Source organism: Streptomyces sp. NPDC031670, assembly GCF_055580545.1.
In genome coordinates this window covers 1-15,205 of the sequence record NZ_JBVILC010000009.1, presented here as the reverse complement: position 1 = coordinate 15,205, position 15,205 = coordinate 1, and the positions used below count along the sequence as shown (strand labels likewise).

Here is a 15,205-nt window from a genome sequence, read left to right as displayed (position 1 = left end):
ACGGGACATCCTCCAGGCGCTGCCCGAGCACCGGGACCGGGCTCGGTGACACGGTAATGACTGCCCCGCGCCGCCGGCCCCGGCGGTCAGCGCAGCCGCTCGCGGACCTGCTCGGCCTGGGCGGCGAACCCGGCCGCCTCGGCCCCCTCCAACTCCCCGAGACCGGCGATGAGGGCGGTCATCCGGGCTATGCCGTCCTGCGCCCGGCCCATCTCCCGCTCGGTCCAGGCAGCCCGGACCGCACACTGGAACCACTCACGCAGTGCGTCCTCACCGAGCCCGGCGTAGGCGGTGGCCGCGCGGTCGAGGAGCGCGACGATCTCGCTCCGGACAGCCGCGGACGCCTCGGCCGTCATCCCCGGGGCACCGTCCGCTCCGTCCTCCCCGCCCGCGTAGTCCTCCTTGCCCTCGTCCTCGTCCTCGTCGCACTCGTTCTCGTCCGCGTCCAACGCATCCTCAAGGAGGGCGGCGAGCTGCTGCCAGGTCTGCGCCCGCTCGTAGCGCGACTCGGGCCCCTCGGCCCCTTCTAGTACGGCCCCTTCGAGTACGGTCCCATCGAGTACGGCCCCGTCGAGTACGGCCAGAGCCTGCTCCATCAGTTCGCGCGCCTGCGCGAACCGGTCGGCTCCCGCCCCGTGCTCCGCCGCCAGCCACGCCAGTGAGCGCAGCACCCGGACCTCCCCGACCGGGTTGTCTCCCGCCCGCCGCCACAGCTCCAGCGCCCGCCCGTACGCCGACCGCGACTCCGCGCGCAGACCGGCCGCCGCGAGGGCCTCGGCGGCGGAGTGGGCCAGGACCGCCTGCGGCCGGGGGTTGTCCCAGCCCTTCGCGGTCTCGGCGGCCAGCAGATACTGCTCGGCCGCCGCACGCTGGTCGTTGAGCCCCCGCAGCAGTTCACCGAGCATCCGCCGGGCCTCCACCGCCTCCCGCTCGCCGTGCTCCAGCAGGTCGGGCAGCGCCGACTGGAGGACCTCGGCCGCCTCGGCGGTACGCTCCGCCTCCGCGTAGGCGCGGGCCAGCAGCAGGCGCGCCCGGGCTCCGCCGGTCGCGGCGAGCCCGGCCTGGTCGAGCCAGTGCGCCGCTTCCAGCGCGTGCCCGGCCGCCTCGTCGGCGCCGCCGGGGCGGCGCAGCAGGATCTCCGCGAGCCTGAGCCGTACGGTGGCGTGCTCCTCGGGATCCGTCAGTTCGGCGGCGTGGCCCAGAGCGGTCCGGGCCAGTGCCTCGCCGCCCGCTGTGTCGCCCCGCGCCGCCAGCACCCATGCCCGCAGTGACAGCGGTTCGACCGCCTCCCAGGGGCGTTCGGCGGCGAGGCAGCGCTGCGCGGCGGAGACGAGCAACGGCTCGGCCCGGTCCGGCTCACCGCCTGCCAAAGCCGTCCTGGCCAGTGTCAGTTCGGCTTCGGCGACCACATCCGCCACGTCGGCGCGTGCACCGGCGCCGTGGGCGGCGACGAACGCCTCCAGCCCGGCGGCCAGACGGGCGTCGGCCGCCTGCCGCTCCGCTTCCTTTTCCGCCTCCTGCTCCGCCTCCTGCTCCTCGGGCGTCTCGCGTCCACGCAGATACGACCCGATGTGGAGGGCGGCCAGCTCGGCTGCCGCGATCCGGCGGGCACGGTCCGGATCGGCCTCGTCCAGGGCCCGCGCGGCCTCGGTGGCCACGGTCAGCAGCCGTCGTACCTCCGCCGGATCCGTGTCCGACCGGGCGGCGTCGGCCGCGATCCCGAGGAGGGCGTAGGCCGCGCGGGCGGGCCGACCGGCCGCCCGCTGGGCCTCGGCCGCCCGCGCGAACAGGTCCCCGGCCCGCTCGGACCCCGATCGCGCCGCCATGGTCGCGCGGAACTCCAGCAGGTCGGCGGCCGTGGCCGCGTCGGGCGACTCCTCTCCCGCCTCGACGAGCTCGGCGGCCCGTGCCCAGAGGGTGTCGGCCGAGGGACGGCCCTGCCGCCGGGCCGTACGCGCGCGCTCGACCAGCGTCGCGAAATCGAGGGCGGCGGTGGCGGCCGGGTCCTGGCTCGCGGCACCGGTCGCGGTGGCCGGCCGCGCCCCCGCGGAGGCGGTGGCGGCGGGCAGCCCGGCGGTGCGCACCCCGAGCGGCAGCACGTCCACCAAGGGCTGCCGCGCGATCCGTTCGGCCAGCCGCCGCGACACATGCGCGGTGCCGTTGCGCGCGTCGAAGCGGGCGGCGATGGAGGTGGCGTCCGCGAACAGCCGCTCGTACAGCTCCTTCACCGTGTGTCCCGTGCCCCGGTAGGGCACGGCCGGGCGGTCGCCGTGGCCGAGGTCGGTCAGACGGCGCAGCAGCACCAGGACGCCGCCCGCGAACTCCATCTGCGACTCGACATCGGTGAGCGGGCCCAGACGCGTGGTGTGCTCGGCGAGGATCTCCAGACCGCGCGGTTCGTTGCCGGTCAGCGCGCAGAACTCGATGTGCTTGCCGACCGAGCGCAGCAGACTGTCGTTGCCGCGCGTCATCCGGTAGCCGCGCAGATGGTGGGAGCGGGCCTCGTCGAGGCGGCCGAGGCGCACCAGAGGGAGCAGCGAGTGCGCCAGGACCCGGTGCGGCTCCTCCATGCAGGACATGTCCCCCGAGAGCACCGGCCCCCAGATCTCGATCGCCTTGGCGTCCTCGCCCTTGCGCGCCCAGTACCAGCCCTGGGTGTTGATCTCGCACGCGTGGCAGTCGCTCATCCGGTCGCGCGCCGCCGCCGTCCAGCCGGCCGCCGCCCGGTCCATCCGGGCCTCGTCGCCGGTCGCGTCGGCGAGGTGGAACTCGGCCTGGCGTACGGCCCGTTCGCTGTATCCGGCCAGCCGGTAGCGGCGCTCCATGTCGCCCAGCCAGCGCTCCACCGCGGCGAGCGGGATGTCCGGGGACTCCACGATCCGTCCGGCAACCCACTTGAAGCGCCAGAACAGGCTGTGCACCTCGTAGGCGGGGAAGGCGGCCTGGTCGCGGTCGTACTCCTGCAGCAGCCGGGCGAACGGCACCACCATCCTGGTGCGCTCGGCACTCCACTCGTACGCGTCGATCAGCCGGTCCAGTGCCTGCCGGAACAGCTCGCGGTCTCCGGTGGACTCCGCGGCGGCGGCCAGTGTCTCCGCGCGCGCGTTGCGCGCCGCGCCGTAGGGAATCCGCGCGTTCTCCGCCAGGCCCTGGCGGATCTCCTCGACGGTCATGGCGGTCACTTCCGGTCCTCCTGGGGGTGGGTGCCCGGCGTGGAGTGGGTGGCCCATTCCAGGAGGTCCAGGAAGGCCCGGTTGAGCAGGGTGGAGTCGGCCGGGCGCAGCGGTCGCTGCGACATCAGCAGCGCCTGGCCGTACAGCGATTCCACCGCCGTGCCGGTCAGCTCGGCGTCCGGCAGGGCCGCGATCCGGCGGATGAGCGGGTTGTTGTGGTTGAGCACCAGCCGCGCGCGCGGGGTGGATCCGCGCAGCGCGCCGAGGATGTCGTTCCACAGCGAGTCGGCGTTCTCCTGGGCGGCGGCCCGGTCCCGCTCGTGCCGCGCCTGCCGGTCGTCGAGGAACAGCGCGGGCACGGCCACCGGCTGGAAGGCGCGCAGCACCACGTCGCATCCGTGTGCGTCCAGCCGGGTGCGGGCGGTCGACAGGAACGCGGCGAGCGACAGCTCGGCGGTGGTGGGCACCGGGTCGAGGCGGTCGGTGACCGCGCCCGCGTCGAGCTCGGTGACCTTCAGACCGGGCCGGATTCCGGGCAGCAGGGAGAGCAGGTCCGCGTCGTACGTGTAGCCCGCGTTGACCACGCCCAGGCCGTGCGCCGCCGCGATCGGTGCGATCTGGCGGAACTCCTCGACGGTCCGGGTGAAGTGGATCTCGGTGTGCGCCGCCGCGAACTCGTCCAGACTGCGCTGACCGTCGTTGGTCTCGAACGGCAGCCACGGCAGCATCAGCGCGAACAGCTCGGCGTCGTGCCGCGCAAGGGACTTCACGCCGAGGTGGTGGACGCTCAGGAAAGCCGCGAGGCGCTGCGGGTCACCGGCGGCGAGCTCGGCCAGCCACTGGCGAAGCCGCGCCCCGAGGGCGTCGCGGACGGCGGCGAGCGTCTCGTCGTCGTACAGGTTCTCCCGCGAGGCAGTGGGGCGCAGAGTGTCGGTGTCGACCACCGCGCGCACGAAGAACGCCCACTCGGGCATCAGGTTGTCGGCGCGGTCGGTGAGCAGCATGCCCTTGAGGTAGGTGCGGTGCCCGGCCCGGTGCGCCGGGCTGGTCGGCTCCGGCAGTACGTAGGCGACGCCCCGCACCCCGGCGACCGGCAGGTCCAGGTCGATGGCGTCGAGCGGGGTGAACCCGAAGACGCGCGCGCAGTGCCCGGAGAGCGCCACGCGGCGGGCGGCCGGTGTCGGGTACTCCCGCTCCCAGACGGGGGGCCGGTCGGTGACCGGGCGCTCGGCGCCGTCGTCCCCGGCGAAGGTGATGTCGTAGGGCAGCAGGGAGCCGAAGTCGCGGGCCAGCTCCTCCACGCGCGCGGCGGCGGTCCACTCCTCCGCGCCCGGGCGCGGTTCGAGGTGGACGGTGGTGCCGGGCTCGGGCCTGGCGTCGTCGGGCAGGGTGCGGACCGTGTACGACCCGTCGTCGGAGGCGAGCCACTCCACCGGGGCGGCGCCGGGGGTGCGGGCCGAGCGGGTGACCACACGGATGCGGCGGGCCACCACGAAGCAGGCGAGCAGACCGATGCCGAACTGCCCCAGGAACTCCCGCCGGGCGGACTCCAGACCGTGCTCCCCGCCGCGCTTGGAGCTGCGGCCGATCGTGGCGAGCAGGGTGTGCACCTCGTCGGCGGTCAGGCCGATGCCGCTGTCCTCGATGGAGACCCTGCCGTCCACCGCCGAGAGACGGATGCGGATACGCGCCCCGGGATCGTGCGCACGGCGTGCGGTGACCGCGTCCACGGCGTTCTGCAGGAGCTCGCGGACGTAGACCCGGGGGCTGGAGTAGAGATGGTGGGAGAGCAGGTCGACCAGCCCCCGCAGGTCGACCTGGAAGCTGTTGACGTCCGGCGGAGTGCCGTCGGACAGGGCGGCGGAAGTCATGGCGCATCACCTCGCGGGCACAGGGAAACAGGCGATCGCGAGGCCCCCCTCGTCGATCACGACGTGAGAATCAGCGTAGGGGCGGCCACTGACAATCTCCTCCGGGTTTGGCGTCGGCGGCGTTCGCCGCTCCGGAGCGTGTGATCTTGTATATCCGTTACTGTCCGTGTCGGTCCGCTAGTCGTCAAACGTTGATCACGGTTTGGCAAATTTGGAACCCTTGCATCTGCTTTGTCCATCCCCGGAGGCGGAACATGACCGTCGTGCCCCCAAGGGGCCGAAGCAAGCCGGAGCCATTGATGTCGCACGCGACCACCAGGACCAGGGACGGGGCCGAGACGTACGAGTCCCGGGGTCACCGCCGCGCCTCCAAGGCCAGGCGGTGGCTTCTCGTGGTCGTCTGCGTGGGGCTGCTGATGGCGATCGCGTGGCCGGTCATGAGCTACTTCGACATACCGCCCTTCACGGACAAGGGCGACCCCATCTCGTACGGGAAGATCGACAACAAGCCCGGTGGCGCCCAGCAGAAGCCCGTGGACTCCAAGACCCTGATGCCGACGGGACCGGCCGCCGACTTCAAGATCTCCAGCACGCTCGGTAACGGCACGCACGTCGGCGTCGTGAAGATCACCGGCAAGAAGTCGGGTTTCACGGGCAAGGTGTGGGTCTGGGCGCCGAAGGAGTACGACGACCCCAAGTACGAGAAGAGCGGCTTCCCCGTCCTGATCGCCCTGCCCGGCGGCCCCGGTTTCCCCAACAACTACTGGATGGACAACAACCTCAAACTGGAGTCGTCCATCTCCAAGTGGGCCGAGGAGGGCAAGGGCAAACCGTTCCTGCTGGCCATGCCGGTGCTCAACCCCAAGCCGGACGACGGCGGGCTCTACTGGGACGGCAGCGACATCCCCGGCCAGCCCAAGATGGGCACCTGGCTCACCGAGGACGTGCCCGACCTCATGCGGCAGAACTTCCGCACGATCAAGTCGCGCGACGGCTGGGCCTTCATGGGCTCCTCCTCCGGCGGCTTCGCCGGACTCAAGGCCGTCCTGAAGCACCCCGACAAGTTCAAGGCCGTCATCGCCTCCGGCCCCGACATCGTCCCGGACTCCCCGCTGTGGAACGGCCACCCCGAGGAGAAGGCGGAGAACAACCCCGAGGTGCTCTCCAAGCGGCTCATCGCGGCCAAGGGACCGGACGTGTACCTCGCCTTCCAGTACGGCACCAAGGAGTCGTCCGTCATCCCCAAGGTGAACAAGTACATCGCCACCTACGGCAACAAGGGCCCGATCCACACCCACCTCGAAGTCATCCAGGGCGGCCGGCACAACGCCCTGACGTATGTGAAGGGGATGGACGCGAGCAGCATGCAGTGGATCAGCGAACAGATCGAGGGACCCACGCCGGCGTCCTGATCCGGGACCGGCAAACCCGGGGGACGCCCGGACCGGGGTGCCTGCCCTCGGGGCGGTGAGCGGGCCCGGGGTGAGGAGCCACCACGCCCGGCGCCTTCCGATCCACCCCAGGGTGTACATCCATGGGTCCACCCACCGGGCGTGAGGTTCGCTCGTCGGGTTGATGTGGCTCCACCCGCCGACGCGGCACGCTTGCGGACATGCTGAGTGATCGACACGAGCCGACGACACGTCACAGGACACCGGGCAAGCGCAGACTGAGGTCTGCGGTGGCCGCTCTCTGCCTGGCCTCGGGTGCCACCGCGCTGTTACCCGCGCCCCCGTCCTCCGCGGCGGAACCGGACGGCAGTCGGGTGGGCGACCACGGCCGCACCGCCCAGATCCGCCGCACCGCGTACGGAATCCCGCACGTCCTGGCCAAGGACTTCGGCGGGCTGGGGTATGGATACGGGTACGCGTTCGCGCAGGACAACCTGTGCCAACTGGCCGACCAGGTCATGACCATGCGCGGGGAGCGCTCCCGGTATCTCGGCCCCACCGGGACGACCGCCGACGGTACGCCCAACCTGGCGAGCGACACCTACCACCAGGGGCTGCGGCAGGCGGGTACGGTCCGGCGGCTGCTCGACCGCCCGGCGCCGCTGGGTCCGACGCCCGAGCTGCGCCGGATGGTCGAGGGATACGCCGACGGGTACAACCGGTACCTGCGCGAGACCGGTGTCGCCCGGCTGCCGGACCCGACGTGCAAGGGCAAGCCCTGGGTCGGCCCGATCAACGCCATGGACATCTGGACCCTCGTCCACGAGGTCAACGGGGCCGCGGGAGCGTCCGGATTCCAGCAGACCATCGCCACCGCGACCCCGCCGGCCGCCGACAAGGCCGCCAAACCCGCACGCGAGGGGTCGGCGGCACACGACGCCCGGGTGACCGCCTCGAAGACGCCCACGCTCCCGGCGGCCACCCCGTCGAGGAGCACCCGGCCGTCCCGTGACGAGCTGGGCAGCAACGGCTGGGCGCTCGGCCGTGAGGTGACCCGCGGCCACGACGGCATGCTGCTGGCCAATCCGCACCTGTCATGGATCGGCGCCGACCGCTTCTACCAGGTGCAGTTGACGATCCCGGGCGTCATCGACGTCGCGGGCGGGAGCATCTACGGCACCCCGCTCATCGAGATCGGGCACACCCGCACCCTCGCCTGGACACACACCACGAGCTACGCCGACCACGCCTCGCTCTACCGCCTCACCCTCGCGCCGGGCGACCCGACGAGCTACCTCCTCGACGGAAAGGCGGTGCCCATGGACCGCCGGGTCGTCCCGGTGACCGTCCGGGGCACCGACGGCAAGCTCTCCACCGTCACCACCACCCTCTACACCTCCCGGTACGGGCCGGTCCTCGCCGACGGCTGGACACGCACCGAGGCGTACGCCCTCAGGGACGCCAACGCCGACAACCTCCGCTCGACGAACGAGTGGCTGGCGATCGGCAGGTCACAGTCCGTGGCCCAGCTCAGGCAGGCGCACCAGACGTACCAGGGCATCCCCTGGACGTACACGATCGCCACGGACTCCACCGGCACCACGTACTTCAACGACTCCTCCGCCGTGCCGCATGTCACCGACGACCAGCTGAAGCGATGCGCCCTGCCGGGCGAGGACAACGACCTCCCGGGCGTGCTCGACGGTTCCAGCTCGGCCTGCGACTGGGGCAGCGACCCCGACGCGGTCGTCCCGGGCGTCTTCGGCCCCGGCCACCAGCCCCGGCTGACCCGGACCGACTACGTGGCCAACTCCAACAACGACTCGGCCCTGACCAACCCCTCGGCGCCGCTCACCGGCTATCCGAAGATGTACCGCGTCGGCGCGCCCCTCGGACCGCGTGCCCAGCTCGGACTCCGGATGATCGCGGACCGGCGCGACGGCACCGACGGCCTCGGCGCACCGGGGTTCACCCTGTCCACCCTCCGGGCGAGCATGCTGGGAGACCGCAACTACACGGCGGAGCTGGGGCGGGACGACGCGGTCGCGATGTGCCGCGCGCACCCCGTCCTGACCGCGACCGACGGCACCGAGGTGGATGTGCGCGCCGCCTGTGACGTGCTGGCGGCCTGGGACACCCGCGACGACGCCGACAGCCGTGGATCCGTGGTGTGGCACGCGTTCCGTACCCGAGTGAACGGTCCGCACCCGTGGTGGCGCGTTCCGTACGACCCGGCCCGGCCGCTCACCACTCCGCGCGGCCTCAACGGCGAAGAGCCCCAGGTGCGGCGGGCGCTGGCCGACGCCGTGCGCGAGCTGGCCGCCGACAAGGTGCCGCTGGACGCGCCGATCGGCAGGGTGCAGCGCTGGGCGGGGATACCGCTGCCCGGCTGCTCCGGCGCCGAGGGATGCTTCAACGTCGTCAACGCGACACCCACGTCCGGCAGCGGCGGCGCCACCCGCCCCGCCTCCCCGCAGGACCACGCCTCCGGCTCCAGCTTCGTCATGGCCACGGAGCTGACACCCCAGGGCCCCCGCACGCGGACGATCCTCACCTACGGGCAGTCCGCCAACCCGAAGTCGCCCCACTACACCGACCAGACCGAGCTCTTCTCGCGCAAACAGTGGGTCACGGAACGGTTCACCGAGGCGGAGATAGCCTCCGACCCGCGTCTGCGGATCACCGTCCTGCGCGGCTGACTCATGGCGGGGCCCACCGGCAGGCTCCCGGAATGTGATCTGCAATACCCCTGCTCGCGGCCAGACTTGCAGGTGAGGCGGGTCGCACCTACGGTTGGCGGGCCGTGGTGTTCGGGAAGACCGGTGCAAGACCGGAGCGGCCCTCGCCACTGTGATCGGGCCCCATGTCGTTCAGGCCATGAACGGCTTCGGGTAGCCCGTCCCGTTGTGCCACTGGTGGCCGTAGGCCGCTGGGAAGGCGGGGACGGTGCGACACCCGGAAGCCAGGAGACCGGCCACGGCATCTCGCGTAATGATCCACGAGGTGCTGGAGCGTGAACGAATGACCCTGCCCACCCCTGCCGCCACATTCCACTGGCGGCGCGAGGACACCGTACGTACCGCATGGCTGCTGGCGGTGATCGCCGCCCTGCATGTCGTCGCGTTCGGCATCCTGTTCCTGCTGGTCGTGCCCGAGCACTACGAGGTCGGCTCGAAGACGTTCGGCCTCGGACTCGGCGTCACCGCCTACACCCTCGGTATGCGGCACGCCTTCGACGCCGACCACATCGCCGCGATCGACAACACCACCCGCAAGCTGATGGCCGACGGCAAACGGCCGGTGTCGGTCGGCTTCTGGTTCGCGCTCGGGCACTCCAGCGTCGTCGTCGTGATGGCGGCGCTGGTCGCCGGGGGTGCGCAGCTCGCGGGCACCCTGATGAACGACGACTCGCCGACCCACCAGACCCTCGGTGTGGTCGGAACGACCGTCTCCGGATCGTTCCTCTACCTCATCGCCGCACTCAACCTGCTGGCCCTCGTCGGCATCCTGCGGGTGTTCCGGGCCATGCGCGCCGGGACGTACGACGAAGCCGAACTCGAACAGCACCTGGACTCCAGGGGGTTCATGAACCGTCTGCTGGGCCGCTTCACCAAGTCGATCACCCGGCCGGGCCAGATGTACCCGCTGGGCTTCCTCTTCGGGCTCGGCTTCGACACCGCCACCGAGGTCACCCTGATGGTGATGGCCGGCTCGGGCGCCGCCGCCGGGCTGCCCTGGTACGCGGTGCTGTGCCTGCCGCTGCTGTTCGCGGCGGGGATGAGCCTGTTCGACACCATCGACGGCACCTTCATGAACTTCGCGTACCAGTGGGCGTTCTCCAACCCGGTGCGCAAGGTGTTCTACAACCTCACCATCACGGGACTGTCCATCGCGGTGGCCTTCCTGATCGGCACGATCGAGCTGGTGGGTGTGTTGCACGAGAAGCTGGACCTGCGGGACGCCGTCACCGGGTGGGTCGCGGGCCTCGACCTGGACAACGTGGGCTTCATCATCGTCGGTCTGTTTGTCGTGGTGTGGGCGGCGGCGCTGGCGTACTGGAGGTTCGCCAGGGTCGAGCAGCGGTGGGCGGTGCGCGCCGCCGCGACAGCCGCACTGCCGGGCAGGGCCCGGCCGGGCGCACCCCGCGACGAGCCCGCACCCGCACCCCGCGACGAGACCGCGTCCGCGCCGGACGTTGTCAGCTGAAGGCCGTGGCGTTCGCCGCCGCCCAGTCCGCGAACGTGTGCGGAGCCCGGCCCAGGAGCCGTTCCACGTCCGGGCTCACCCGTCGCTCCTCGGGTGTGGGCTCGCCGAGGATGCGAAGCGTGCCCTCGACGACCGGCTCCGGCATGAAGCGCAGCAGCAGCGCCCGCGCCTCGGTCCGGCTCTGCTCGACGAACCGCACCGGCGCTCCCAACGCGTCCCCGATCGCCCGCGCCTGCTCGCGCGGCGAGACAGGGGCCGGTCCGGTCAGCTCGTACGTCCGGCCCGCGTGGATCCCGTCGCGCAGGGCCACCGCGGCGACGGCGGCGATGTCGGCCGGATCGACGACGGGCAGGCCGACATCGCCGAAGGGAGCGGTGACCGTCCGGTCGGAGCGGATCGAAGGGGCCCACATATAGGTGTTGGAGGCGAAGCCGCTGGGCCGTAGGACCGTCCACTGGAGGCCCGACTCCCGTACGGCGTCCTCGAAGGCGCGCAGCCGGGCGTGCGCCAAGGAATCCGGGCGGGTCGCGGTGGCCTGTGAGGACTGCAGGACCACCCGCCGGACTCCGGCGGCCCGCGCCGTGCCGAGAATGGCGTACGGGTCGAGGCCGTCGCCGCCCCCGGGGACGAGGAGGTACAGGGCCTCGGCCCCGTCGAGCGGGCGCTTCAGGCTCTCGGGCCGGGCCGGATCGGCTTGCCGGAACTCCACGCTGCCGGGCACGTGATCCGTGGGCGTACGGCGGGAGAGGGCGGTCACGCGCTCGCCCGCCGAGGCGAGGTTCCGTACGAGATGCCGACCGACGTTCCCGGTGGCTCCGGTCACCACAATCATGGTTTCTCCCTGGCTGGTTGTGAGGTGCTGGCAAAGACGGCGCGACGCTCGATCTTTCTGCTGATCCGTTCGCGCTCGATCTGTACTCATCCTCGGAGCCAAACTGGCCATCTCCTGGCCAGTTTCCGAAAGAGAATGACCGGCATGAGAGCCGATCGACTGGTGGCGACCTTGTTGTTCCTGCAGACCCGGGGGCGGGTGACAGCGCGCGAGGTCGCGGTGGAGCTGGAGGTGTCCGAACGCACCGCGCGCCGCGATCTGGAGGCGCTGGCGAGCGCCGGCATCCCTGTGTACTCGCAGCACGGCCGGGGCGGCGGCTGGTCCCTCGTCGGCGGCGCGCGCACCGACCTCTCCGGGCTGACCGCCGCCGAGATCCGTGCCATGTTCCTGGTCGCGGGCCCGTCGGCCGTCTCGCCCGAACTGCGCACGGCGCTGCGAAAGTTGATCCGGGCGCTGCCCGCGCCGCTCCGGCCGGACGCCGAGGCGGCGTCGAAGGCGGCCACCACGGACGGTACGGACTGGTCGCGCCGGCCGGTCACGGCGGGCACGCCCCTGCTGGACGCGTTGCAGGAGGCGGTGGTGGACGGCCTGCGGGTCCGGCTCGGATACGTCCGCCCCGGCGGGCCGGCCGGCACCCGCACGGTCCACCCACTCGGCATCGTCACCAAGGCGGGAGTCCCCTACCTCGTGGCCGGTACGGAGAAGGAGCAGCCGGACGCGGGGGAGGAGAGCGCCGGACCCGGCCGAGCCGGGCTGCGGATCTTCCGGCTCGACCGGGTCACCTCCGTCGAGTCGACCGGGGATCCCGTTGTCCGGCCGGACGGATTCGACCTGGCCACGGCGTGGCGGACGCTGGCCGCGCCGATGGAGGAGCGGATGCGCGGGGCGACCGTCCGGGGGAGGGCCGAGCCCACGGCGGAGCGCGTCCTGACCGGGCTGTTCGGCGGCCGGCTGCGTCTGGGCGGGCAACGGGCCGACGGTTGGCTGGAGATGGAGATCGAAGGGCCGTCCCCGGAGGTGGTGGCCGCACAGCTCGCCGGGCTCGGGGCGCGCGTGGAGATCCTGGAACCTCCCGAGGCCCGGGAGCGCCTGGCGGAACTCGCGGCCGAACTAGCGGCGCTCTACGGCTCGGCGTAAACGGCCGGATGGCCAGAGGTCCAAACCGCCGGATGGCCCGACGGTGAAAACGGCCGGGCGGCCAGGCGGCCGGACGGCCAGACGGTGTGAACGGCTGGATAGCGAAGGGGCCGGAACGGAGTTCCGTCCCGGCCCCTCACCGACCGTCGGTCACCCGGCGGCCAGCACCGCCTTGCGGTGGCTGAACGTCTCGATGGAGTAGCGGCCGTGGTAGTTGCCCATTCCGCTTTCGCCGACGCCACCGAACGGCAGGTCGGAGACGGTGAGATGGGCCAGCGGCAGCCCGAGGCCGAGACCGCCCGAGGAGGTCTCGGCGGCCAGCCGCTCCCGGGTGGTGTCGGACTCGGTGAAGGCGTACAGCGCCAGCGGCTTGTCGCGGTCGTTGATGAAGTCGATGGCCTCGTCCAGGCCCGGCACCGGCACGATGGGCAGGATCGGCCCGAATATCTCCTCGCGCATCACCGGCGAGGCGGGGTCGACATCGCCGAGGACGGTCGGCGCGAGGTACTTGGTGGCGCGGTCGCCCCGGCCGCCGGTGACGACACGGCCCGAGTCGAGCAGCGCGCTCAGACGGTCGAAGTGGCGCTCGTTGACGATACGGCCGTACTCGGCGGAGGCCTGCGGGTCGGCCCCATACAGCGCCTCGATCGCCCGGACCAGCGCCGGTTCGAGGGCGCGGGCGGTCTCGGGATCGGTGAGGACGTAGTCGGGCGCGACACAGGTCTGGCCCGCGTTGAGGAACTTGCCCGCGGCCAGCCGCGCCGCGACGGTCGCGATGTCGGCGTCCCGGTCGACGAAGGCCGGGGACTTGCCGCCCAGTTCGAGGGTGACGGGGGTGAGGTGCTGGACCGCCGCGGCCATGACGATACGGCCCACCGTGCCGTTGCCGGTGTAGAAGATGTGGTCGAACCGCTCGGCCAGCAGCGCGGTCGTCTCCGGAACACCGCCTTCCACCACGGCCACCGCGTCCCGGTCGAGGTACTCGGGCAGCAGCCGCGCCAGCACGGCGGAGGTGGCCGGAGCCATCTCGCTGGGCTTGGCCACGACCGCGTTCCCGGCGGCCAGAGCGCCGATCACCGGCGTGAGCAGCAGCTGCGCGGGATAGTTCCAGGGCGCGATGACCAGGACGACGCCCAGCGGGTCGTACTGCGTCCAGGCCTTCGCCCCGCTCAGGTGCTCAGGAACGGGCGCGGCCTCGGGGCGCAGCCACTCCGCGAGGTGTTCCAGGGTGTGGTCGATCTCCCGGACGACGAAGCCGATCTCGGTGCGCTGGACCTCGGCCGGGCTCTTGCCGAGGTCGGCATGGAGGGACTCGACCAGCTCCGCGCCGCGCTCGGTGAGCATCTCGCGCAGGCGTCGCAGCTGGGTGGTGCGCCACTCGACGGGCTTGGTGCGGCCGGTGCGGAAGGTGGCGCGCAGCCGGGCCACGGTGTCGGCGGGCTGCTCCGGGGTGCTGTTCATGGTGCCTCGCTGCTGGGGGCGGACCCGTCGGTCCGCGCTGTCGGTCGTCGGAACGAGCCGCAGGGGCTCGATGTATATGCCAACAGTTGAGGTAGCGAAATAAATTCCCGGGCGCGCGGAAGGGCCTGGATCCGGCCGTTCAGCTTCCGTATGCGGCGGTCCTGTGAGGGTGGGTGCGGGCCGTGCCGTGGATTCATCCGCCGTCAACGAGAAGTTTCCTACCGACCAGTAGACATGGCGCCAACGGCTGATCATTCTTGGCCGTGCGCATGCCAATTCCGTTGCCGTACGTGCCGACCGCCACGGCCCGACCGGATCTCCCGCGGACTCCCACCCTCGCGACAGAGGAGCACCGACCCCCCATGCCCCGCACTGCTTGGACGACGCGCACGGCCGTCACCGTGGCCGCCGCCGCGACCGCCCTCATCGCCGCGCCGACGGCCTCCCAGGCCGCCCCGCCGGCCGCCGTCCCGTACTCCGCCGTGGCCCGGACCTCCGCCTCCGGCGGGATCACCGGGCTCAAGGGCGTCGACTACACGACCTGGCTGCGCGATGTGCGGGCCGTCGTGGACACCGCCCGCCCCTACCTCAAGGAGCGCATCGCCGCCTCACCCGCGGGCGAGAAGCCGGCGATCGTGCTGGACATCGACAACACCTCGCTGGAGACGGACTTCCACCACTTCTGGACGTTCCCGACCCCGGCCATCGACTCCGTCCGCGCGCTGGTGCGCGAGGCGAGCTCGCAGGGCGTCGCCGTCTTCTTCGTCACGGCGCGACCCGGCATCATCGAGTCCCTCACCTCGTACAACCTCAAGGCGGTGGGCTACCCCGTCACCGGTCTGTACGTCCGGGATCTGCCGGACCTCTTCCACGAGGTCAGCACGTACAAGACGCAGAAGCGGGCCGAGATCGAGGCGCGCGGCTACACGATCGTCGCCAACATCGGCAACAACACCTCCGACCTGGTGGGCGGCCACGCCGAGCGGTCCTTCAAGCTCCCCGACTACGACGGCAAGCTGTCCTGACCGTCCCCGGACGCGGAGCGGGGGGGGGGGGGGGGGGGGGGGGGGGGGGGGGGGGGGGGGGGGGGGGGGGGGGGGGGGGGGGGGGGGGGGGGGGGGGGGGGGGGGGGGG

Annotated in this window: 9 protein-coding genes and 1 riboswitch; of the genes, 5 read left to right on the top strand and 4 right to left on the bottom strand. The window is 72.1% G+C overall.

The window, feature by feature from the left end:
• Window positions 1-86: 86 nt before the first annotated feature.
• Complete coding sequence (locus ACZ5ID_RS18355; RefSeq protein ID WP_468898764.1) at window positions 87-3,182, bottom strand: tetratricopeptide repeat protein; 3,096 nt, start codon at window positions 3,180-3,182, stop codon at window positions 87-89.
• Window positions 3,179-5,044 carry an HSP90 family protein gene (locus tag ACZ5ID_RS18350; protein ID WP_468898761.1) on the bottom strand — a complete coding sequence of 622 codons (1,866 nt, stop codon included), beginning with the start codon at window positions 5,042-5,044 and terminating at the stop codon, window positions 3,179-3,181. Before ACZ5ID_RS18350 ends, ACZ5ID_RS18355 begins: the two co-directional genes overlap by 4 nt.
• Window positions 5,045-5,343: 299 nt before the next feature.
• On the opposite strand from ACZ5ID_RS18350, the gene ACZ5ID_RS18345 reads away from it, so the two are divergent.
• The 3 genes from ACZ5ID_RS18345 (at window position 5,344) to nicT (ending at window position 10,641) form a co-directional block, all read left to right on the top strand.
• On the top strand, window positions 5,344-6,456 hold the full coding sequence (locus tag ACZ5ID_RS18345; protein ID WP_468898758.1) for an alpha/beta hydrolase: 1,113 nt from the start codon (window positions 5,344-5,346) through the stop codon (window positions 6,454-6,456).
• A 200-nt stretch (window positions 6,457-6,656) separates the two neighbouring features.
• The gene (locus ACZ5ID_RS18340; RefSeq protein ID WP_468898756.1) at window positions 6,657-9,134 is read left to right on the top strand and encodes a penicillin acylase family protein; all 2,478 of its coding nucleotides are present in this window, start codon (window positions 6,657-6,659) and stop codon (window positions 9,132-9,134) included.
• An 88-nt stretch (window positions 9,135-9,222) separates the two neighbouring features.
• A riboswitch (cobalamin riboswitch) is annotated at window positions 9,223-9,428 on the top strand.
• Window positions 9,427-10,641, top strand: coding sequence for a Nickel transporter NicT (gene nicT / locus ACZ5ID_RS18335; protein ID WP_468898754.1), 1,215 nt, complete (start codon window positions 9,427-9,429; stop codon window positions 10,639-10,641). Its footprint overlaps the riboswitch before it by 2 nt.
• Here nicT and ACZ5ID_RS18330 read toward each other — a convergent pair.
• Entirely contained in the window at window positions 10,634-11,473 is an 840-nt protein-coding gene (locus ACZ5ID_RS18330; RefSeq protein WP_468898752.1) for an NAD(P)H-binding protein, read from the bottom strand. The genes nicT and ACZ5ID_RS18330 overlap by 8 nt on opposite strands.
• 144 nt (window positions 11,474-11,617) lie before the next feature.
• Between ACZ5ID_RS18330 and ACZ5ID_RS18325 the strand changes: the two genes are divergently transcribed.
• Window positions 11,618-12,610 carry a helix-turn-helix transcriptional regulator gene (locus ACZ5ID_RS18325; protein ID WP_468898750.1) on the top strand — a complete coding sequence of 331 codons (993 nt, stop codon included), beginning with the start codon at window positions 11,618-11,620 and terminating at the stop codon, window positions 12,608-12,610.
• A 150-nt stretch (window positions 12,611-12,760) separates the two neighbouring features.
• On the opposite strand, the gene ACZ5ID_RS18320 is transcribed toward ACZ5ID_RS18325, so the two are convergent.
• A complete protein-coding gene (locus ACZ5ID_RS18320; RefSeq protein ID WP_468898747.1) occupies window positions 12,761-14,071 on the bottom strand; it encodes an aldehyde dehydrogenase family protein in 1,311 nt (436 codons plus the stop codon).
• A gap of 362 nt (window positions 14,072-14,433) precedes the next feature.
• On the opposite strand from ACZ5ID_RS18320, the gene ACZ5ID_RS18315 reads away from it, so the two are divergent.
• A complete protein-coding gene (locus tag ACZ5ID_RS18315) occupies window positions 14,434-15,096 on the top strand; it encodes an HAD family acid phosphatase (protein WP_468898741.1) in 663 nt (220 codons plus the stop codon).
• The last annotated feature ends 109 nt before the right edge of the window (window positions 15,097-15,205 follow it).

Bases quoted from the DNA above. Each gene is read 5' to 3' on its own strand.
- ACZ5ID_RS18350 (WP_468898761.1), bottom strand. From the start codon at position 5,044: ATGACTTCCGCCGCCCTGTCCGACGGCACTCCGCCGGACGTCAACAGC.
- ACZ5ID_RS18345 (WP_468898758.1), top strand. From the start codon at position 5,344: ATGTCGCACGCGACCACCAGGACCAGGGACGGGGCCGAGACGTACGAG.
- ACZ5ID_RS18340 (WP_468898756.1), top strand. From the start codon at position 6,657: ATGCTGAGTGATCGACACGAGCCGACGACACGTCACAGGACACCGGGC.
- nicT (WP_468898754.1), top strand. From the start codon at position 9,427: ATGATCCACGAGGTGCTGGAGCGTGAACGAATGACCCTGCCCACCCCT.
- ACZ5ID_RS18330 (WP_468898752.1), bottom strand. From the start codon at position 11,473: ATGATTGTGGTGACCGGAGCCACCGGGAACGTCGGTCGGCATCTCGTA.
- ACZ5ID_RS18325 (WP_468898750.1), top strand. From the start codon at position 11,618: ATGAGAGCCGATCGACTGGTGGCGACCTTGTTGTTCCTGCAGACCCGG.
- ACZ5ID_RS18320 (WP_468898747.1), bottom strand. From the start codon at position 14,071: ATGAACAGCACCCCGGAGCAGCCCGCCGACACCGTGGCCCGGCTGCGC.
- ACZ5ID_RS18315 (WP_468898741.1), top strand. From the start codon at position 14,434: ATGCCCCGCACTGCTTGGACGACGCGCACGGCCGTCACCGTGGCCGCC.